The sequence below is a fragment of the Kiritimatiellia bacterium genome (genome assembly GCA_025054615.1).
GTDB lineage: Bacteria > Verrucomicrobiota > Kiritimatiellia > CAIVKH01 > CAIVKH01 > JANWZO01.
On the sequence record JANWZO010000022.1, the window covers coordinates 20,469 to 39,532 of the forward strand.

Genomic DNA, 19,064 nt, shown 5'->3' on the forward strand with positions numbered 1-19,064 from the left:
CATTTTTCAAATTGTCAAGTCACGACATTCTGCTGGAGAAGTTTGGCCTTGTGCTCGTCGAGCTTGCGCTTGGCAGCGCGAGCCGCAAACGCGGCAATTTCTGTAAGGCTGGTGCGGCCGGTGTTGAACACGGCGTCATACAGCATCGTGTCGGAAATATCCCTGCTGAAGAAATCCCGAACCAGCCTTCGGCGCGCCTCGTCCTGGCGAGTCATGACCTCTCGCGCCTCTGTCTCGCTGGCGCCAAGCAGATTCATCAGTCGTCGAACGCGCTGCTCCACGGGGGCCACCAGCCGGATGTGGACGCCGAGTGGCATCCGTTGAGTAACGCACACGCCTCCTCGCCCGACGATGACGCATTTACCAATCGTGCAGAGGATCCGAATGACCTCAAAGATCCGTTTATACGATTCGTAATGCTCGGAGCGTTGAAGGATCAATTCGGTGACCGTTCGCGAGATTTCGGAACGATATTCCTCATGAACGAGGTCTGCCAACGATGACGAGAGCGACGGGTCCTCGGCAATCAGGTCAACGAGGTTCTGGTCGAACACCTCCCATCCCGTTCCAAACGATCCCGGATACATCGATTCCAGTTGACGGATGATTTCCCCAGCGAGCGTTCGGCCCCCTGCCCCGGCTTCCCGAGAGATCGTGATGAATGGAAACGATTCGACGACCAGTTCTTCCTGTCTTCGTTCGCGAAGGTACTCCCGAACTATAGCTTTGTGGTTCATGCTCTCCGCCTTTCCGCCGCGCGCATTCCATCGCCCGGACTGAAGTGATGATACCGCCAACAAGGCTGCAGACAACAACATCCCGGCCTCGGTAGAGGGGCCGATCGCCTCGACAGTCAGGGTCATTCGTCCTGCGGCTGGGACGAGTCAATAGCCGATTCTTCGCGCGTTCCCCAAAACGGATTCGGAAATCCGCGGCCGATTTACGGAACCCGAATCCGAACGCGATAGAATTTGGCCGGTTCGGCCGGCCCGATCAAATTGGTGAGCGAACCGGAACCGGGCTGATCTACTTGTCCGGCAACGTTCGACCACACACCCGAGTGGAGTTCATCCGAGGCCTGCAACGTGTAAACCCGGCCCGTCGACGAATCGAACCAGACCTCCACTGTAGATTCATCGAGCGAAACGGCCGTGACGGAAAATGCCGCGTTGGACGCATTCGGGTTGCTGTCGGCGATCCACTCTTCCAGGTTGGGTATTCCGTCTCCATCCGGATCGGCGGCATCGGCAGCGTGACCTGTATTTGAAGGCGTCCCAAAGTGCACCAGCCGCCATCGTTCAAGGTCGGTGTAGGCGGAAACGGGGAATATGTAGCCGTTCGCGTCCTGGTCGACCGCTCCGCCTTGGATGCGAATAAGGGATCGTTGCGCGTCGGTCAGGCCGTTGCGGTCTTTGCCGACTCGAAGGAATGAAGTCCCCACAGTGAAATTGGTGACCCACAGCACACCCGTCCAAGTTTCGCCCGTGGAAGCCGCCGCTTCCAGGCGCCCGCCGTTGAGGAACGAAAGAACTGAATCTGTCGATAGCCTGAGGCGACCGACGTGGGCTGTCCAGCCGTAGACGGACAGAAGACCTCCATTGAATAAGATGTCGCTGGTCCACGCCTCGTTGGCGCCAAGTCGAGTGATCCCCTGGCGAAGTTCCAGGACCCCTCGCGCATCGGCATACGGCGCCGAGAGGAGGAGATTTCCTGTTCCGCTCTTGATGAAACCGCCGCTGCCTGTGAGCCGGCGAGTCAGGGTAAACCAGTTGGTGGTCGGTACGCGGATTTGGGCGCCGCCGTTGCCAAGATTAAGGTCGCCGGCGCCGAGTTCGGCGCGAAGGATCATTCCGCTAACAACTTGGAGCGGTTCGAAAACCCCACCCGCCAAGACGAGGGCTGCGTTCGTGAGGTCGAGTCGGCCATTCGCGAAATTGGAGGAAAATCCGAGGATTCCGCCACGAATTTCGACATCGCCGACGACCCGCACGACGCCGCTCCAGCTCCCGACGAGCAAGCCGCCCGACTGAATGATCAATTTGTCTTGTATCGTCAGCACAGCCCCGGTGCCTGCGCCGTGAAACCGATGACCGGAAACGGCGAAGGGAGCTGCGGAACTGATCACGAGGGAGGCAATCGTCCGCGGCCCATCCACGCGAAGCGAACCGCCGCCCTGCGTGATATGGATGAGATCATGCGGACCCGGAAACCGTCCTGTTGCATTCCACGTGCCGTTGCTCTCCCAAGGTCGATTGGTCACATTGGCGCTGGCGAAGTCGTAAACCGAAGTGACGGCCAGGGAGAAAAGGACCCGCTTTTCAGGCGCGTTCGTGTCATTACTCGTAATCGTCAGGATCGTGGGATAGATCTGACCGGAGAGCAGGCCGCTCGAAGTGAGCGAGAAAGCGAGGTCATGGAAAGCACTCGGCGAAACAAGGCCGGTTGAAGATCCTTGGATGACGACCATGTCGGAGGGCTGACCGGGAACATCATAGAGCGTCTGAGGCGGCGGCAGAAACTCGATGGCTACCCCGCTTTCCGCGGTGGGCACCCGGTAGGCATGTGTGAGGCCGACCGAGGGCGGTCCCTGAAGACCGATGGTATAACCGCTTGTGGCGGCATCTGGAGATCGGAGAACGTTTTTATACTGGCAGATGATCCGGCCATCCCGTTTCAGAAGGGCCTGGAAGCTCATGCGAGCGATGCGGTCGCTGTAATAACAGACATCGTGCCATGTAACAGCGAAGGTGTCGGCGTCGACGCGGGCGTAATAAACCTGGCTCGTCCGCCCGATCAGATACAAATCATCCCACCACACCGCCAAGATGTCATTCGACGCGGCCGTATTGGGCAGATGAAGATTTGCGTACTGTCCGACAAAGTTCGTGCCAAAGATGATCAGTCCGTTCGACGAGACTCGTATGCGCGACCGATTGGTCCCAAAGTAGGGAAATTCAAAGCCGAGGGAAATGGTTCGAGAAACAAGGTCATCTCGATCGCTCGTATTGGGCGTCAATGTCCCGGAGCTGTTCTCGAATTCGGCCGTCGCCACGCCGGGGATATTGGTCAATTCCAGCCAGTCATAGCTTGGACCGCCGGGGTCGGTCGATGTCTGGACCAGATAATTCGTCGGCAATCGGGCGCTCCATGTGAGCTCGGCGCGACCGTCGTTGAAGATGCGGAAACTCGCCGAGCGAGAAGATGACGGGGGCAGAGCTTCGTAGAGCGCCGGCGCGCCTGCTCGGAGGATCGGTTGGCCGCCCTCGCCCCGTCCCCGAATCGCGAAGGTGTAGGCGAGATCCGGTGAAAAGTAATTGGACACGGTCACCATCGCAGCGTGAGTGGCCGCGGATGTCGGCGAGAAACGGATAGCGAATGTGGAAGAGCCGCCGGGCGGGATAGGCGAAAGCGGCTGATTGAGGACGGCAAATTGAGCCGCTCCCGGTCCGGAAAGCGACACGGGCGACGGTCCCGCGAGATAGAGGTAGCTCGTCGAATTGTTATTGCGAATCGTAAAGACGTGTTCAACCGCGCCGGTGGGGTCATACAATAGGGCAGACCCGAAATCCGTATGGTCCGATGGATCCGGGGTGGCATCCCCGTCGGCGATGGCGCGCCCGTTCCCGAAAATAACCAACGGTTCGCCCGGATCCGCAGGCCCTCCCCAATCGTCATCTTCGATGGTCACAATCGCGGACGTGACGGCGCCCGCCGACGCGCCGAAGAGATCCAGTCGAATGGAAAATTCGTGACGTCCTTCATCGTAGGAATCGTTGACAATCGGAATCGCAATGATCCGCTCACCCCATTGCCCGGGTCCCCACTGGACCACAGCCGACGCGCCGGTCGGGCCAAAGAAATCGTATTCCGCTGCCGCCGTGCCACTCACGCAGACCACTCGAGCGGACACGGTGCCTTGAACTCCGCCGACGCGTTCGACGATGACAGTGGCCGCGCCGGCTCCCTCGAGAAAGTTGTTGATGCGCGCTCTCCGGAATTGAATGTAACCGGAAGAGGGTTCAAACCCGCCCAGCGGAGTCCATGGCGATGTCGATGTATCGTAGACCGGGATGTTGCGGATCGTTTTTTGAGAGGCGTCGATCGACGCACCGGAAAAATCATTTCCGCGGTCAAATGTTCCCCAGGGCTGGCTGAATTCGAGCTGAACGCGGCGCCGATATCGCTGGTAGTCGCCGGGAACGATGTAGGCATTGTGAAGTCGAATCTCAAAGTACCAGTTCGAGGTCCCGGGTACCTGGAATGGTCCGGCCGTCGATACAGATTCTCCACTCAGTAATCCAACACCGGTTGCGGAACAGACCACGGCAGAACCGGTAACGCCATCCGGCGTGAAGTAGTAGCGGAAACCGAGCGTATTGATTTCCCGCGGGGGCAGGCTAGCGCGGTTGTTCACAAAACATTGGATCACTCCATTTGTATCTGCATAGGCCTCTACAAAAAACGACTCGACCCAATAATTCGTGCTTCGCGGGGTCCATGGGGGAAACGTCTCGATTGGCGCCCAGGTATTGGTGCTGCCGCGGGCGATGTTGCGAGCCAGAACGGTCAATAAGCCGCCAGAGTAGATAATGGGTTCCTGATGGCCATAGACGACGTTACTGGTCAAGGGTACGTAAGCGGGATAGTAATCGCTGCCGTCCGGCCCCGGAGCCAATGCCCCCCACGGAACCGATGTATTCCAAGGAGCTTTATCGGCTGCGGGCGTTCCAAAGCCACCGTATTGGAACTGGGCGGCGCGATGATGCAGATTGCTCACCCAGCTCCGGTTTCGCGAGGCGTATCCGGCAAGGTAGGACAGTCCGTAGGGATTATCGCCAAGTATGTAATCGAGTTGGTGGACCGGGCAGAGATTGGTTTTCGTGCCTTGGGTGTACGTGCCTGTGTAAAGAGCGACCAGATTCGAGCGTTGGACGGCATCGGTATTATAGATCGAATCTGCCCATTCCAAAAGCGGCGGGGCCTGGTCCATCAGAGAATTGATATTCCAAGACGCGCCCGGACTACGGGAAACGAAGCCGGCGGGTGTCGTGCGGGGATCGGTGGACAACTCGCGGGCATATAGCCAAAAATTCGCGTAGGCGTTGACCTCGGTCACAAATGGGGACAAGCCTGTATCGGCGGCGAGCAACGCATATGCGCCATTCTGTTCAAACCCCGACCGAAAATCAGACCAGTGCCGGTTGCGGTTTCGCGCATTACCCGGCTCGTTGTAGAGCGAAAGCGCGATGCCGATCCATTGGGTCGAATAACCGGGCGTTGACGCCGCGACTTCCGCACGATGCAACCAGGCCGCAGCGTAAAGCAGCCGGGGCCAGTAATTCGTCAAGCGGCCGGGATAATTCGTGATAGTCACCGGGGAACCGCTGGTCATTCGGCGGGTGGACGTGCTGGTATTGCGGTTGCTCAATCCCCAATTCATCGCCAGTCGCGCGGTAGCCAGGAGACCATCGGCATAGGCCTCATCGCCATATTCACGAAATGCAATCGACGAAGCTGCCATAGCCGCGGCCACCGCGCCGGCGACATCCGCGCCTCCCACTGTCGCATCAACCCAGTACGAAGGGCGGATAGATTGTGGCACGCCCCCCACCGGCGTGTCGATTACCTCGTTGGGCACACCCACGGTTCGGTCGTTCACGGGAGCCGGGTCCAGGGGCGGAGAGTCGCGCAGCGCTCCCTTCCCACAGTAAATCCGTTCGATTGAGCCGGCGGAGTTCGTCTCGACAATTTTGAAAAAGTACTCGTTGATCTCCCGGAGACGATCCATCGCAATCCGGTACTGGTGAGTCTGAATAAACACCGGCCGATGCATAACCAGGCTCCACGCCAGGAGGGACGCCCCGAATGCGTCGTTGCCCGTCCACACCATGCCATCGCCCGCATCAAACCAGCCGCCTGTCAGGTCTCGCCCCACGTCGGAGCCGTCTCGCAGGCAGGCGTCGCCCCGGTATTCGAGCCGGATGGTCGGCGGCAATCGCCCTGCCAGTTGTAATTCGTAGAATAGCAGGGCGGTTTGCAACGCGTAAGAATAGTTATGGCCGTTTGTCCACAGACTGCTGGCCGGCGGAGGGTTGGTCGCTGGCGGCGGAGGCGGCGGAGGCGGTGGCGGTGGAGGTGGCGGCGGTGGAGGTGGGAAGAAAGAGGGCGCCTTGATCATTTCCACACTGGGCGTGTTGTACCCGTGAGCATTTGCGCTCATGAACTGGATGGTCCCAAGGGTATCGTCGAAGGCGAACCGGTAGACGTACTGGTCCGAAATGGCCACCAGTTGGGTGTCGATCAAAACCACGTCGCGTGCGCGCGGACCCATATCCCCGGTCGATGTGTTTTCCGTGGTGGAAAAGGCGAAGGCCTGGCTGAAGACGATGGTAGTCGATGCGATGGCCCCGGTCGCCGACATCCAGATGCCGTTGTCGCCGATCACGATCATGCGACCCAGCGGAGAAATATCGAGTCCCGTAAAATTCGAGGGGAAGGAGCCGGAAGCCGGAATGTTGGAGATGGAAATCATCGACCTCAGGAAGCCATTGGTGGCATCAACTGTCGCCCGCCGGAGAAACGGCCCCGAAGAGCCGTTCATGAAAACATAATTCGTTCCATTGACCTCGCGGAACACGAAGTCATTCGCCTGCCAATTGCTAATCCCGGCATTCTGCATCGGCACCGACGCAAAATGGGCGCCATTGAAGGCGCTGACCCCAAAGTTCAGCACATTCGAACCGCCGGCCGACCCCGCGCTCACGTAGACAAATCCGTTATGCCATCCCAACGGATGGGTATTGAAGCTACCCGTAGCGTCATAAACGTTCGTCGCGACAAAGGATCCGTTGGTGATCAAAATGGCATAAATGGCGCGGGCATTTGTTGTGTTGGCATTCAGGTCGTTTACAAAGAGAAAACCGTCAGTGCTTACGGCCAGATTCCGAAATTGAGCTCCGGGTCGAATCAGGAGCGTTGACCACGTCGCACCGGCGTCTGAGGACCGCAAAATATTCGTCGAACGAACGGTCAGAAACAAATCATTGGCGGGTGCGCAAATGAAACTCGCAACCCACGTCACGAATCCAAGCCAAGCGACTCGCTTCTGCATCTCGCCTTATATCCAAGCAAACCAAATCGCAAGTCAGAAGGATATACACATAATGCAGATGGCAAAAATGTCTTCGCCTTCGATATTGGTAAGCATTTATGCTATTTGGCGCTGAAGCCCGTGGTTTCCGACTCGCTGCCGATCGAATGGCTCCACGGAATCTCTTCGCCGACGAAAACTCAGGAGCAACAGAGAAAACGGTGTCGGATCGAGGTACCTGGCCTTGATTTTTCTGGACATGATTAGGAACCCTCTCTAGGAATTTGCAATTTGTTAGCAATAAACGCGGCGCGCGACCGATCCTTCAGGCCATGGCTGAGTCCAAATCAAACTCGGGTGCACCGGTTCATTCAGCCGCCGGACTCGGATTGCAACTGGCGGTCGGAATGGCCGTTTTCACCGGTTTGGGGTACTGGCTCGACCAGAAACGCGGAGACGGAGTGTTATTGACGCTGTGCGGCGCCGGTTTGGGATTCATCTATATTTTGTATGAATTGTGGAAAGTCGCGCGAAGTACAAACGCGAAAGGTGGGCCGACTCACCGGCCGCCCTCGAATGAGCATGCCCGTCGCGAATGACCAACGGATCATCGTGGGAGCTTCGCTGGCTGCTCTAGCCCTGGCGATGCTCGTCCCCGGTCCTTCTCTGCCCGAGGTCCGACTCCTTGGCGCGTTCATTGGAATTGTTCAGTCGCTCATCGGCCTTTATTGTTACCGCGTGGCGATGAACCGCAAACCGGCTGCAGTGGGTCTGGCCATCGGGAGCGGCGCTCTCCGCGTCGGGGCCCTTGTTCTTGCGGCAGCCGCTTTACTGTCCACGGGCCTTCCTGCAGTGCCGTTTCTCGGGTCGTTGTTGGCAGCCTACATAGCGATGATGGCCGCCGAGGTGATCCTCGTGGCCCGGTGGAGCCTTCGGACGTGTGAGACGAATTGAGTATGGCCGAACCCGTTGCAGCCGCAGTCGACCAAGCCGTTCGAAACGAGGCCGTTATGGCCTATGTGCTGGGCAAGGCACAAAATTCGGCGTACTGGAAGCTGCCCCTCCTTGGGAAGGTTCACCTGCCGGAATGGCTCACGCTGCACGGATGGATGATGGTGCTCGCATCGGCATTCCTGATTGCCGCTTTTTATCTGGCCTTCCGCCGAAAGGATCCGGTTCCAAAGGGGTTCGCCAACCTGCTCGAGGTGCTAGTCCTGTTCGTCCGCGATAAAATCGCCATCGCCAATCTCGGGGAGGAAGATGGACGCAAGATGGCGCCGTTGCTCTGCACCTTTTTCTTCTTCATTCTCACGTTGAATCTGATGGGGCTCATCCCACTGTTCTCGACCGCAACCGCCAACATCAACGTGACGGCCGGATTGGCGACGACGACCCTGGCCGTGATGATCGGCGGCGCGATTTATAAAAACGGATTGATGGGCTTTTTGCACGCCTTCATGCCCCATGGCGTGCCGTGGCCTGTTCTGATCCTTCTCGCCCCGATCGAATTCATGGGAATGTTTATCAAAACGTTTTCTCTGACCATCCGTTTGTTCGCGAACATGTTCGCGGGACATGTCGTCATTTACACTCTCATCGGTCTGGTCGTGATGTTCGGGCCCCTCGCCTTTCCCGCGATTGGTCTTGCAATCGGCATTTATGTTTTGAAGATCGTGGTCGCGCTCCTGCAGGCCTATGTCTTCACGTTGCTGTCCGCGATGTTCATCGCGCAGGTGCATCATCCGGAACACTAGGCGCGGAAAAGGCCGGCAGGGTTTGAGGGTCCACGATCAGAAACAAAGGAGAGAGCAAGCATGACTGCAGCAACACTGGCATCGATCGGCGCGGGACTGGTAACCATCGGCGCCGCGTTCGGTATCGGCAAACTCGCGGCGGCCGCGATGGAAGGCATCGCCCGACAGCCTGAAGCGGCCCCCAAAATTCAGGGCGCGATGATCATCGCCGCGGCCCTCATCGAAGGCGTTGCGCTCTTCGCGGCCGTCGTCTGTCTGCTGGGCGTCCTGAAGTAATCCGCCTTCATGGCCGATTCCGCCACAGCCTACTCCGAGAAACCCGCGGGCAAGGGATCCGGCAACCCGATCGAGGTCAGCGCTCCGATGGTCGGCCTGACATGGTTGACCTTCGGTCTTCTTGCGCTGATCCTTTATAAGGTCGCCTGGAAGCCTGTCCTCTCGGCGCTCGATCGGCGGGAGAAGGAAATCCGGGATGCCCTTGAACAGGCCCGCATCACGCGAGAAGAATATGCGCGGCTGGAGGAGCGCCGGAAGCAACTGATCGAAGAGGCCGATAACAAGGCCCGCCAAATCATCGACGATGCGCGCCATGCCGCGGTCGAGGCCGCCCGGACGATTGAAGCGCGCGCCCGCGAGGAGGCGTCCATCCTGCTCGCGAATGCGCAACGCGACATTCGCATCGAACGCGAAAAGGCCATCGCGGACCTGCGCCGTGAAGCCGCCGACCTCGCCGTCGGACTCGCTCGCAAGGTCCTCGAGGACCAGCTTGATGAGTCGCGGGCACGCAGCCTCGTCGACCGCATGATCCAGCGCTTGTAACCATGCGCCGTTCCCCGGTCATTCGACGCTACGCCCGCGCCCTGTTCGAGTTGGTGCGGGAGGAACGCCGCCTTGACGAGGTGGAAGCCGACGTCCGCGCGCTCTACCGCGCTCTTCAGCGCAAGGAAGTCGCGGACCTACTCCTGGATCCCCGCGTAGCGCGAAATCGCGATCGAGTCTGGGGGGCAATCCTCGGACCGGGCGCCCAGCCCTTGTTGCTACGGTTCATCCGATTTCTGTACTTCAAAAATCGGATTGCCTGGCTGCGCGAAATCCTGGAGGAATTTTGCGCGCTTTGCGACGAGGCCCGCGGATTGCTGGTCGTGGAAATCAAAACCGCCGCCCCAATGCCGCCCGAGCAGGCCGATTGTCTGCTCGCGCGGTTGTCGCCGAAATTCGGGCGTACCCTTCGGCCTGCGTTTGTGCTCGACCCGTCGCTCATCGGCGGTTTTCGCATCCAGGCGCTCGACCGGGTTGTGGACGCCAGTTTGAGCAAACAGTTGGAACGATTGCATCGAACGATACTTGCCTCTTGAGGGACGACCATGTCGCTTCAGATCAATCCGGAAGAAATCACGTCCATCCTCAAAAAACAACTGGCCGACTTCGACCTCCAGGTCGAGACCTACGAAACGGGCGCCGTCATCAGCGTAGGCGACGGTATCGCTCGCGTTCACGGCCTGAGCGACGTCATGGCCGGGGAACTGGTGGAATTCCAGAGCGGGGTCCGCGGCATGGTGCTCAATTTGGAAACTGACAATGTCGGCATCTGCGTCTTCGGCGATGTCGAGTCGGTGAAGGAGGGCGACGAGGTTCGCCGAACGGGCCGAATCGCCTCCGTACCCGTTGGGGAATCGCTGGCGGGACGGATTGTCGATGCGCTCGGCGTTGCGATCGACGGAGGGCCGCCCATCGTCGCGAATGAATTTCGGCCGATCGAGATCAAGGCTCCTGGGATCATCGATCGCCAGGACGTCAAGGAACCGCTCCAAACTGGCTTGAAGGTGATCGACGCCCTGACTCCCATCGGACGGGGCCAGCGCGAGTTGATCATCGGCGACCGAAAAACCGGCAAGACCAGTATCGCGATCGACACGATCATCAATCAACGGGGCCAGGGCGTCCGCTGCTTTTATGTGGCGATCGGGCAGAAGCGGTCTACCGTCGTCCAAGTGGCGGAAAAACTGAAGCGGTATGGCGCTCTCGAGTATACGACAATCGTGGCGGCTACGGCCTCGGATCCGGCGCCCATGCAGTTTCTTGCCCCATACTCAGGCTGCGCCATGGCCGAATATTACCGCGACAACGGCAAACACGCGCTGATCATTTATGACGACCTGACCAAACAGGCGCAGGCCTATCGGCAGCTGTCCCTTCTTCTACGCCGGCCACCCGGCCGCGAGGCGTATCCGGGCGACATTTTTTACCTGCATAGTCGGCTTCTGGAGCGCGCCGCCAAAATGAGCGCAGCCAAGGGCGGTGGATCCCTCACCGCACTCCCGATCATTGAAACGCAGGCCAACGATGTCTCGGCCTACATTCCGACCAACGTCATCTCCATCACAGACGGCCAGATTTTTCTGGAGTCCGACCTCTTCAATGCGGGCCAGCGTCCCGCGATGAACGCCGGGCTGTCGGTCTCGCGTGTGGGCGGCGACGCCCAGGTCAAGGGAATGAAACAAGTCGCGGGCTCCCTCCGACTCGAGCTCGCTCAGTACCGCGAACTCGCCGCATTCTCCCAATTTGCATCCGACCTCGACCCGGCCACGCGGAAGCAGCTCGAGCGGGGCCGCCGGCTGATGGAAATCATGAAGCAGGGCGTGCACGAACCGTTACCCGTCGCCAAGCAGGTCGCCATCATTTTCGCCGGAACCAACGGCTTCTTGGACGACGTGCCCGTCGAGCGGGTGCGCGAATTTGAGAAAAAATTTCTAGATGCGTTGGACGGCCAATACATCGGGTTTGTTCGGTTATTCAATGAGAAGCTGGCGATGACCGACGAGGTGAAAAAGGCCCTCGTCGACGCACTGACCGATTTCAAGCGGACGTTTGGAAAAACCGGAGGCTAACAAACGCATGGCGGGGCGAGGCCGGTTTGCCGGCCAAGGCCGACGCAAGGATCAATAGGTATGCCTTCGCTCAAAGAATACAAAGCCAAGCTCGCGAGCCTGTCCAATACCCGAAAGATGACCAAGACCATGAAAATGGTCGCGGCGAGCAAGCTGTATCGGACCATGGACGCGCAGCGAAAGGCCTTGCTTTACGCAACAAAGCTGACCGAAATGCTGGGCCGGCTCGCCGCCTCCGTGGACCCGTCCTCGCATCCCCTGCTGCAGCAGCGGGATCCGCCCCGCTCAGCAAGGCTACTGATCATCATGTCCGACAAGGGGATGTGCGGCGGCTTCAACAACAACCTCATCAAATACGTGTTGCGTTGGCTGGAGATGCCCGGGCGGCCGGAGCAAAAGATTTCATTCAGCTTCGCCGGACGGCGCGGGTGGCTGTTTTTCCGGAACCGCGTTCACGTGGCGGGACATTACGAGGGCGTTACGCAACGGCCGACGCCGGCCCATGCGCTTGCCATAGGTAACGATATGCGACGGGCCTTCCTCTCGGGAGCGGTGGATGAGGTCTATATCGCCTACAACAGGTTCATCAGTCCCCTCTCCCAGCGGCCGGTCATTCGTCGCCTGCTTCCCATCGTGCCGGAAGCAATCCCCCTTTCCGGCAGCCGGATTCACGACGATTACATCCTCGAGCCGAAGGAAGAGCAGCTCCTCGCGGTCCTCCTGCCCAAGATCATCGATTTTGAGATCTATTTTGCCCTCCTCGAAAACGCCGCCGGCGAGAACGGGGCGCGAATGACCGCGATGGATAATGCGACAAACAACGCAACGAAAATGATCCGAACCTATACCCTGTTGCGCAACCGCGCGCGCCAGGCGGCCATCACGAAGGAACTGATCGAGATCGTATCCGGCGCCGAGGCGCTGAAAGGGTGACGCAAAGGATAAATTCGACAGCGGGAGAGAGGATATGAACGAAATCAAGGCCATGGCTTCAACCGAACGAAAAGCAACCGGTCGCGTCTCCCAGGTCATGGGGGCGGTTGTCGACGTCGAGTTTCCCGGCGGCGATCTACCCCCCATCAACGCCGCCCTAAAGGTCAGCAACCCGTTCATCAGTGCCGAGCCGTTCAATCTAACTCTGGAGGTGGCCCAGCATCTCGGTGACAACGTCGTCCGAACCATTGCCATGGACACCACCGATGGCCTGAAGCGGGGCACGGAAGTTCTCAACACAGGGGAGAGCATTACGATGCCCGTCGGGCCGGGAACGCTGGGGCGAGTGATGAACCTGCTCGGCGAACCCATCGATCAGCAAGGCCCCATTAAAACGGACCTCCGCTGGCCCATTCATCGCCCGGCGCCCGAGTACAAGGAACAGGACACAAAGGACCGAATGCTGGTCACCGGCATCAAGGTCATCGACCTCCTCGCGCCGTACAAAAAAGGTGGCAAGATCGGGCTGTTTGGCGGCGCGGGCGTCGGAAAGACGGTCCTGATTCAGGAGCTGATCCGGAATGTTGCCACCGAACACGGCGGCTATTCGGTCTTCGCAGGCGTCGGGGAACGGACCCGCGAAGGCACCGCCCTATACCGCGAGATGAAAGAATCCGGTGTCATCGACAAAACGGCGCTCGTTTACGGGCAGATGAATGAGCCGCCGGGCGCGCGGGCCAGGGTCGCACTATCCGCCCTGACGATCGCGGAATATTTCCGCGACGAATTGCGCCAGGACGTTCTCCTGTTCATCGATAACATTTTCCGGTTTACCCAGGCGGGCTCGGAAGTCTCCGCACTGCTCGGACGCATCCCGTCCGCCGTCGGATACCAACCCACCCTCGCGACCGATATGGGCGAATTGCAGGAGCGCATCACCTCCACCCGAAACGGCTCCATCACCTCGATCCAGGCGGTCTATGTCCCCGCGGACGATTACACCGACCCGGCGCCCGCCACCACCTTCGCCCATCTGGACGCAACAACGGAACTGTCGCGTCCTATCGCCGAGCTCGGCATCTACCCCGCCGTGGATCCCCTCACCTCGAATTCCACAATCCTCACTCCGGAAGTTGTAGGGATGGAACATTATCAGGTCGCCCGCGGGGTCAAGGAAATCCTTCAGCGATACAAGGAACTTCAGGACATCATTGCTATTCTCGGGATGGACGAACTCTCTGAGGAAGATCGTCTGATCGTTTCGCGGGCCCGCAAAATCCAGCGGTTCCTCTCCCAACCTTTCCACGTCGCCGAACAGTTCACGGGAATGCCCGGAACATACGTCCAGGTCGCCGACACCGTCCGCTCCTTCAAAGAAGTGCTGGAAGGCAAGCACGACGACATCCCCGAGCAGGCGTTCTACATGGTGGGGCACATTGACGACGTGCTTGCCAAGGCAAGGAAGATCCGCGGCGGTTGATCAAGGGTATCCGCCAAACGGGGGAACGAGAACTCCATGAGCCGAACATTCAAGTTCGCCATTCTCAGCCCAGGCGGGAAGGCGTTTGAGGGAGATGCCGAATCCGTCAAGGCAACAGGCGCCCTCGGCGGATTTGGCGTTCTTGCTGGGCATGCTCCGATGATCGCAGCCGTGGTTCCGGGGGTTTGCGCCGTGCGGACCCTCGACCAAGGTGAAAAATATTTTTTTGCAGGAGAGGGCGTGCTCGAAGTCTCCAGATCTGGCGTGGTGATGCTGGTTGACGAAGCCTTCGCGGTGGACAATCCGATCGAAGCGCGGCAAAGAGCATCGGAACGTCTCCGTCTCGAACAGAGACCTTCCGCATGACCCCGACCCTATATGACCTGCTCCGGTGGGTCCATATTCTGTCGATGATCGGAGTGTTCGGAGGCCTCCTCGTATTCCAACTGGCTGTGCCAAAACCAATTCGCCGAGACCCCGCCGTGGTGTCAGCCGCAGTCCGCTTGTGGAACACGCTGCTCGCGGTGGGTTTTTTGTCCGCTGTCTGGATGTATCTTATGGCCGGAGGCCTGAATCTGGGCGGCCATTATCAGGGCGTAGTCGGTTTGAAGCTCCTGCTCCTCATCGCCGTGGGCGCCCTGCTGCCGATCTCCAAGCGGCAAGAATCCGGGGATCGACTTCGAATGATCTGTATCGGCCTTCTCCTACTGGCCTCCTTCTCAGCCTTTACGATCTAAGCGCACTTCGAGCCCTTTGCGTGTCCTGATGATTAAGCGCTTGCAGAAGCGGTGGGGACTGAGCTCCAGCCGCGATCTCATTATCGTGTTTCTCGTTTTCTCCCTCGCAGGCCTTTCGATCCTACCTGCCCGAACCATCGTGTTTCAACTCCTCGGTGTAGGCGAGCAAACGCCGATTCCCCTTCGCGTGCTCATCTGGATTCTGGTTGTTTTCCCAGCTTACCAGCTATTCCTGCTGGGATATGGGGCCCTGTTCGGCCGATTCCAGTTCTTTTGGGAAAAGGAGAAGCGGCTTATACGATGGTTGGGCGGCCGGCTCGGACTCCTGCGAACCGGCGCGGGGTAAGAAAACTTCTTTCTGGTTCAGGGAACTGGCCCCGTACACCGTTTTCCTCCGGACACGCTCGCGACTCGGTTTATCGCCGATCGGACATTTATTTATCGTCGAACAAGATACAAAACCAGAGATAGCAGCACGGAGAGAATCAGGCAGGTCATGAGGGGCAATTTGACTACATAATTTTCGCCCTGAATGGTGATGTCGCCCGGGAGCCTGCCAAATGGCAACTTCGTCAGCAGCGGCCAGAGCAAGCCCAATACAACCAGTATAAGACCTAAACCGATGATGATCCTTTGCATACGTCCAATATTACAATAAGGACGCATTGACAGGGGTCAATCAACCGGCAACCAAACCCGAGAGTCCCGACCTCATTGTCTTGCGCCCCCGGGGAAGCGTCCTTACTACAGAACTCGGCTTGTCCGAAGGCTCACGTTTTCTTCTAAAACTTAAGTCGGGCCGGCGATGGAATTCATCGAAGAAAAAAGAATGTGTCTTGCCGAATTCTCAGCCGCAAAATCCCACTTTGGCGTATTTTATGCTTCGACTCAACTAGGCAATGAACTGGGGTCATGCAGCCGCTCTGGCTATTGGGCTAGCTGCTGTCGCCACTGGCGCGGATTGGCCTCAATTGCAGCGTGATGCCGCAAAATCCGGTTATCAGCCGGCGATGCGGATCGCGACCACGAATCGTCACGCAAACTCAACCCCCTACGGCGGTTATGGCACTGGCATCTGGGCATTTACTAATCGGTTTCTCTCTGGCCAGCCGGTCGTCGCCGGCGATCTGGTCGTCGTCGGCTCCCTCACCAACCGCGTCTTCGCCCTCGATTTGACCAACGGCTCCATCCGCTGGTCCGCCGATGTCGGCAGCGCCGTCCTCAATTCCTGCGCCATCCACTCCGGACGCGTCATCGTCGCCACCCAATCAGGTTTGCTCATCGCTCTCAATCCTGCGAACGGCCAAACGCTCTGGACCTACCACGGCGCCCGCAAAGGCTACGCCGCCGCCCCCACTGTCGCCGACGGCGTCGTCTACATCGGCTCCAAGGACGGCCGCTTCCACGCCGTCGATGCCCTCACCGGCGCCACCCAGTGGATCTTCCAGGTCGGCGGACCGGCCGACACCGGCGCGGTGCGCGCGGCGATTCTGTGTTCGGCGGCGGTGCTGAGCAACCGCGTGTTTTTCGGCGCGGAGAACATGTACGCCTACGCGCTGGACCGCGGCACGGGGCAGCGGCTGTGGCGCCGGAAGCTGACCGGGCAATCGTTTGTCTTTGGGGCGGAAGTGGGGTCGGACGACGAGCGCGGCGGCGTCTCGGTCTCGGCCGGCTGGCCGGTCGCCTCCCGCCAAAATGGCGGCGTTGTGATATTCCGCACTCAGCCTGTCTACCCGTTCCACCGAAACCTTGAGATCGGCGAATGGATTATCGAGACGGCGACCGGCACGAACGGCATGGGCAATCCATTGGGCAATACAAACGCCTGGAGAATTGAACAGCGAGCCATCAGCGCATGGCTATCGAGCAACGCGCAAATCCGCTCGTTCTGGGAACTCGATCCTGCGACGGGCGCCGACAAGTACTCAGTCCCGATGCCGATTCTGTACACGAGTGGATCAGGCGGCACCCCCGCGCCGCCGGTCGTGGACGACGTCAACAACCGCGCGTGGGTGGTCTTGCGTTCGGCCTACTCGCGCATCGACAGCTTCGGCATGGTTCGACAGTACGGGGAATTCGCCAAACTGCATCTCAACTTTGATCCCGCCATCTACACAAATCCGGCGCAGGGCCGCCTCGCCTTTACCTACTTTGCCTGCCATGGATGGCCCGAGTGCATCACGGCATGGGGCGACATCCACAAGGTTTCGGACGAAGGGGAGGTTCTGACTGCCTGTGAAAACGCCCTCGTCTCCAGCACATGGGTCAATGAAGGCGGCTGGGACCTCGACGCCGAGCGCTCGTTCAACATCCGATACTACAGTTCGAACGATTTGGGCGAGGCCCCGCTGTACGGATCGAGCTGCGGCGCGGTCTTCGCCAACGGCTGGATCATCTTGCGCGACACGGTAGGAGTAAAGGGGTATGAGGCAAACTAGTAAAGACCATCTCGGCCGGATCCTCGCAGTAGCGCTTCTTCTTTTGCCGGCAATGCCGGCCACGTCGATCACGACAAACGATGCGCTTCGATATATCCGAGAAAAGAGGTGGGTCCAATATCCGCACAATCCGGCATCCGAAGACCTGCGCGAAGAGCTGGATTACGAAATCAATCGCATGATTGATCACTACGATGCCGGCGGTCACTTGGAGCCGGCGCTATTTTCCATCGGCATCACGGGCGTCTGGCTCCTGTACGGCTATCCCGGCGAGCAGGCCTATATCTTGGCCGACGCGCTGCCGTACCTGCCGACCTCCACGCAGGCTCGTGTTAAGGCGTACCTTTATCAGGAGATTCGAAATTATGACCCAACCGTCATCGGGTTTGAGCACTGCTCCGATGGTTGGGGCGCCTGCGAGATGACCGGTAATCGACGTGAGTTTTTCACGATTCCCACCTCGCCGAATCCGGAACCCTTGGTCGTCAATGTTTGGCCGCCGGCGTCCGTGCCGCCCGAGGGACTGTACATGATCTGGCGATACTGCGATGCCTCCGGCGATTGGGCCTTTATCAGCACAAACAATCCGCCCAGCGGTGACCGCTGGAATCGGATGTTGAATATGTTCAATGCCATCCCCAACCCGCCGACGCGCTATGGCCATATCGCGGCGGCCATCGGGATGGCTCGCATATGCATGCACTTTGGCATCACCAACGGCCACCCCTACACCACGGCCGTGGCCCGCGTGCGAAGTGGCATGCTCGCCGGAACCAATTTCGATGCCTTCGTGCAAACCTCGTACACGAACTTCCTCACCGGCAGTCATGACTGGGCCTGGACGCCGTTTCATTACACCCGCCACGGACCCGTGGGCGCGATGATGGCCCCGGAAATCGGACGATTTTTGCGCGAATACGCACTGACCAGCGTGTACCGTCGCGTCACGTACAATCCCCTTGCGGGCCAGACGAACCAGCCCTACGCCATCGAGGACATTTGGCAGGGCTGGTATCTGACGCGCGGCCATTACATCCCTTTGATCCCGATCATGGGCTACTACGGCGAAAATCACATGGTGACGCCCGACACGCCGTGGGCCCTCTTCATGACCCATGCGTGGATTTATAATGAATCAGGGCCGGAATTGCGGCGATGGCTGGATGCGCCCTACTGCATCGGCGACCTATTTCATATTCAGCGGCTGACGGCGACAATCGCCGCCTATAGCGAACCTGTCTGGAGCAGCGTGCAACCGCCGCTGATGACGCAGATCAGCCGAACCGCGGGCGGCATTTCGGTGAGCGCGACGGGCGAATCGGCGCCGTATCTAATTGAAGCCTCGGCCAATCTCGAGTGGTGGTCGCCGATTTTCACCAACACAGGGCCTTCCATCGCCGTTACCAACGCAGGGACCGCGCCGCTCCAATTCTTCCGCGCTAGGCCCGCTCCTTAGGAGGCTCATCCCATGCTTTGGCAGCTCATCGTATTGACCTTTTTTGTGGCGTTCCCTGCGCTTGCCGCGGACTGGCCGCAGTTGCAATGCGACGCGCAAAAGTCCGGCTATCAGCCGGCCATGTCGATCACCACGTCTAATCGTCATGCCAACTCAACACCCTTCGGCGGCTACGGCGCTCCGTTGTGGCTCTTCACCAACCGTTTTCTCTCCGGCCAGCCGGTCGTCGCCGGCGGTCTGGTCGTCGTCGGCTCGCTGACCAACCGCGTCTTCGCCCTCGAGCTGACC

18 protein-coding genes are annotated in these 19,064 nt (G+C 59.2%); 15 read left to right on the forward strand and 3 right to left on the reverse strand.

Annotated elements, in window-relative coordinates; genetic code table 11:
* Positions 1-14: 14 nt before the first annotated feature.
* Both NZ740_09345 and NZ740_09350 read right to left on the reverse strand, forming a co-directional pair.
* On the reverse strand, positions 15-863 hold the full coding sequence (locus NZ740_09345) for a cytidylate kinase-like family protein (GenBank protein MCS6772213.1): 849 nt from the start codon (positions 861-863) through the stop codon (positions 15-17).
* Between the two features lie 77 nt (positions 864-940).
* Complete coding sequence (locus tag NZ740_09350) at positions 941-7,111, reverse strand: glycoside hydrolase family 9 protein (GenBank protein MCS6772214.1); 6,171 nt, start codon at positions 7,109-7,111, stop codon at positions 941-943.
* A gap of 311 nt (positions 7,112-7,422) precedes the next feature.
* On the opposite strand from NZ740_09350, the gene NZ740_09355 reads away from it, so the two are divergent.
* The 12 genes from NZ740_09355 to NZ740_09410 are packed head-to-tail and all read left to right on the forward strand — an operon-like array spanning position 7,423 to position 15,228.
* Complete coding sequence (locus NZ740_09355; protein MCS6772215.1) at positions 7,423-7,689, forward strand: AtpZ/AtpI family protein; 267 nt, start codon at positions 7,423-7,425, stop codon at positions 7,687-7,689.
* Positions 7,667-8,044: a hypothetical protein gene (locus NZ740_09360; protein ID MCS6772216.1), complete on the forward strand. Its 378-nt coding sequence runs from the start codon at positions 7,667-7,669 to the stop codon at positions 8,042-8,044. Before NZ740_09355 ends, NZ740_09360 begins: the two co-directional genes overlap by 23 nt.
* A 2-nt stretch (positions 8,045-8,046) precedes the next feature.
* Complete coding sequence (gene atpB, locus NZ740_09365; protein MCS6772217.1) at positions 8,047-8,844, forward strand: F0F1 ATP synthase subunit A; 798 nt, start codon at positions 8,047-8,049, stop codon at positions 8,842-8,844.
* Between the two features lie 60 nt (positions 8,845-8,904).
* Positions 8,905-9,120 carry an ATP synthase F0 subunit C gene (gene atpE / locus NZ740_09370; GenBank protein MCS6772218.1) on the forward strand — a complete coding sequence of 72 codons (216 nt, stop codon included), beginning with the start codon at positions 8,905-8,907 and terminating at the stop codon, positions 9,118-9,120.
* A 9-nt stretch (positions 9,121-9,129) separates the two neighbouring features.
* Positions 9,130-9,663: a F0F1 ATP synthase subunit B gene (gene atpF, locus NZ740_09375; protein ID MCS6772219.1), complete on the forward strand. Its 534-nt coding sequence runs from the start codon at positions 9,130-9,132 to the stop codon at positions 9,661-9,663.
* A 2-nt stretch (positions 9,664-9,665) separates the two neighbouring features.
* Positions 9,666-10,199, forward strand: a complete 534-nt coding sequence (gene atpH / locus NZ740_09380) for an ATP synthase F1 subunit delta (protein ID MCS6772220.1) — start codon at positions 9,666-9,668, stop codon at positions 10,197-10,199.
* 9 nt (positions 10,200-10,208) lie between these two features.
* Positions 10,209-11,732, forward strand: a complete 1,524-nt coding sequence (gene atpA, locus NZ740_09385; GenBank protein ID MCS6772221.1) for a F0F1 ATP synthase subunit alpha — start codon at positions 10,209-10,211, stop codon at positions 11,730-11,732.
* Between the two features lie 60 nt (positions 11,733-11,792).
* The gene (gene atpG, locus NZ740_09390) at positions 11,793-12,665 is read left to right on the forward strand and encodes an ATP synthase F1 subunit gamma (protein ID MCS6772222.1); all 873 of its coding nucleotides are present in this window, start codon (positions 11,793-11,795) and stop codon (positions 12,663-12,665) included.
* Positions 12,666-12,717: 52 nt separating this feature from the next.
* The gene (gene atpD / locus NZ740_09395; GenBank protein MCS6772223.1) at positions 12,718-14,145 is read left to right on the forward strand and encodes a F0F1 ATP synthase subunit beta; all 1,428 of its coding nucleotides are present in this window, start codon (positions 12,718-12,720) and stop codon (positions 14,143-14,145) included.
* A gap of 36 nt (positions 14,146-14,181) precedes the next feature.
* On the forward strand, positions 14,182-14,511 hold the full coding sequence (locus NZ740_09400) for a F0F1 ATP synthase subunit epsilon (protein MCS6772224.1): 330 nt from the start codon (positions 14,182-14,184) through the stop codon (positions 14,509-14,511).
* Entirely contained in the window at positions 14,508-14,882 is a 375-nt protein-coding gene (locus tag NZ740_09405; protein ID MCS6772225.1) for a hypothetical protein, read from the forward strand. The genes NZ740_09400 and NZ740_09405 overlap by 4 nt, the downstream gene beginning before the upstream one ends.
* Positions 14,883-14,910: 28 nt before the next feature.
* A complete protein-coding gene (locus NZ740_09410; protein ID MCS6772226.1) occupies positions 14,911-15,228 on the forward strand; it encodes a hypothetical protein in 318 nt (105 codons plus the stop codon).
* A 92-nt stretch (positions 15,229-15,320) separates the two neighbouring features.
* Here the strand turns inward: NZ740_09410 and NZ740_09415 are convergent, their stop codons facing one another.
* Entirely contained in the window at positions 15,321-15,521 is a 201-nt protein-coding gene (locus NZ740_09415) for a DUF2905 domain-containing protein (GenBank protein MCS6772227.1), read from the reverse strand.
* A gap of 260 nt (positions 15,522-15,781) precedes the next feature.
* On the opposite strand from NZ740_09415, the gene NZ740_09420 reads away from it, so the two are divergent.
* The 3 genes from NZ740_09420 to NZ740_09430 all read left to right on the forward strand — a co-directional run.
* Positions 15,782-17,320: a PQQ-binding-like beta-propeller repeat protein gene (locus tag NZ740_09420; GenBank protein MCS6772228.1), complete on the forward strand. Its 1,539-nt coding sequence runs from the start codon at positions 15,782-15,784 to the stop codon at positions 17,318-17,320.
* Positions 17,307-18,776, forward strand: a complete 1,470-nt coding sequence (locus tag NZ740_09425) for a hypothetical protein (GenBank protein MCS6772229.1) — start codon at positions 17,307-17,309, stop codon at positions 18,774-18,776. Before NZ740_09420 ends, NZ740_09425 begins: the two co-directional genes overlap by 14 nt.
* Before the next feature lie 12 nt (positions 18,777-18,788).
* On the forward strand, positions 18,789-19,064 hold a 276-nt coding region (locus NZ740_09430), incomplete at its 3' end, for a hypothetical protein (protein MCS6772230.1).

What these genes read in the sequence shown, in the direction of transcription:
- atpA (MCS6772221.1), top strand. Translation starts at nt 10,209, where the DNA reads ATGTCGCTTCAGATCAATCCGGAAGAAATCACGTCCATCCTCAAAAAA.
- NZ740_09410 (MCS6772226.1), top strand. Translation starts at nt 14,911, where the DNA reads ATGATTAAGCGCTTGCAGAAGCGGTGGGGACTGAGCTCCAGCCGCGAT.
- NZ740_09415 (MCS6772227.1), bottom strand. Translation starts at nt 15,521, where the DNA reads ATGCAAAGGATCATCATCGGTTTAGGTCTTATACTGGTTGTATTGGGC.
- NZ740_09405 (MCS6772225.1), top strand. Translation starts at nt 14,508, where the DNA reads ATGACCCCGACCCTATATGACCTGCTCCGGTGGGTCCATATTCTGTCG.
- atpG (MCS6772222.1), top strand. Translation starts at nt 11,793, where the DNA reads ATGCCTTCGCTCAAAGAATACAAAGCCAAGCTCGCGAGCCTGTCCAAT.
- NZ740_09360 (MCS6772216.1), top strand. Translation starts at nt 7,667, where the DNA reads ATGAGCATGCCCGTCGCGAATGACCAACGGATCATCGTGGGAGCTTCG.
- NZ740_09350 (MCS6772214.1), bottom strand. Translation starts at nt 7,111, where the DNA reads ATGCAGAAGCGAGTCGCTTGGCTTGGATTCGTGACGTGGGTTGCGAGT.
- NZ740_09345 (MCS6772213.1), bottom strand. Translation starts at nt 863, where the DNA reads ATGACCCTGACTGTCGAGGCGATCGGCCCCTCTACCGAGGCCGGGATG.
- NZ740_09420 (MCS6772228.1), top strand. Translation starts at nt 15,782, where the DNA reads ATGAACTGGGGTCATGCAGCCGCTCTGGCTATTGGGCTAGCTGCTGTC.
- atpH (MCS6772220.1), top strand. Translation starts at nt 9,666, where the DNA reads ATGCGCCGTTCCCCGGTCATTCGACGCTACGCCCGCGCCCTGTTCGAG.
- NZ740_09400 (MCS6772224.1), top strand. Translation starts at nt 14,182, where the DNA reads ATGAGCCGAACATTCAAGTTCGCCATTCTCAGCCCAGGCGGGAAGGCG.
- atpD (MCS6772223.1), top strand. Translation starts at nt 12,718, where the DNA reads ATGGCTTCAACCGAACGAAAAGCAACCGGTCGCGTCTCCCAGGTCATG.
- NZ740_09425 (MCS6772229.1), top strand. Translation starts at nt 17,307, where the DNA reads ATGAGGCAAACTAGTAAAGACCATCTCGGCCGGATCCTCGCAGTAGCG.
- NZ740_09355 (MCS6772215.1), top strand. Translation starts at nt 7,423, where the DNA reads ATGGCTGAGTCCAAATCAAACTCGGGTGCACCGGTTCATTCAGCCGCC.
- atpF (MCS6772219.1), top strand. Translation starts at nt 9,130, where the DNA reads ATGGCCGATTCCGCCACAGCCTACTCCGAGAAACCCGCGGGCAAGGGA.
- atpE (MCS6772218.1), top strand. Translation starts at nt 8,905, where the DNA reads ATGACTGCAGCAACACTGGCATCGATCGGCGCGGGACTGGTAACCATC.
- atpB (MCS6772217.1), top strand. Translation starts at nt 8,047, where the DNA reads ATGGCCGAACCCGTTGCAGCCGCAGTCGACCAAGCCGTTCGAAACGAG.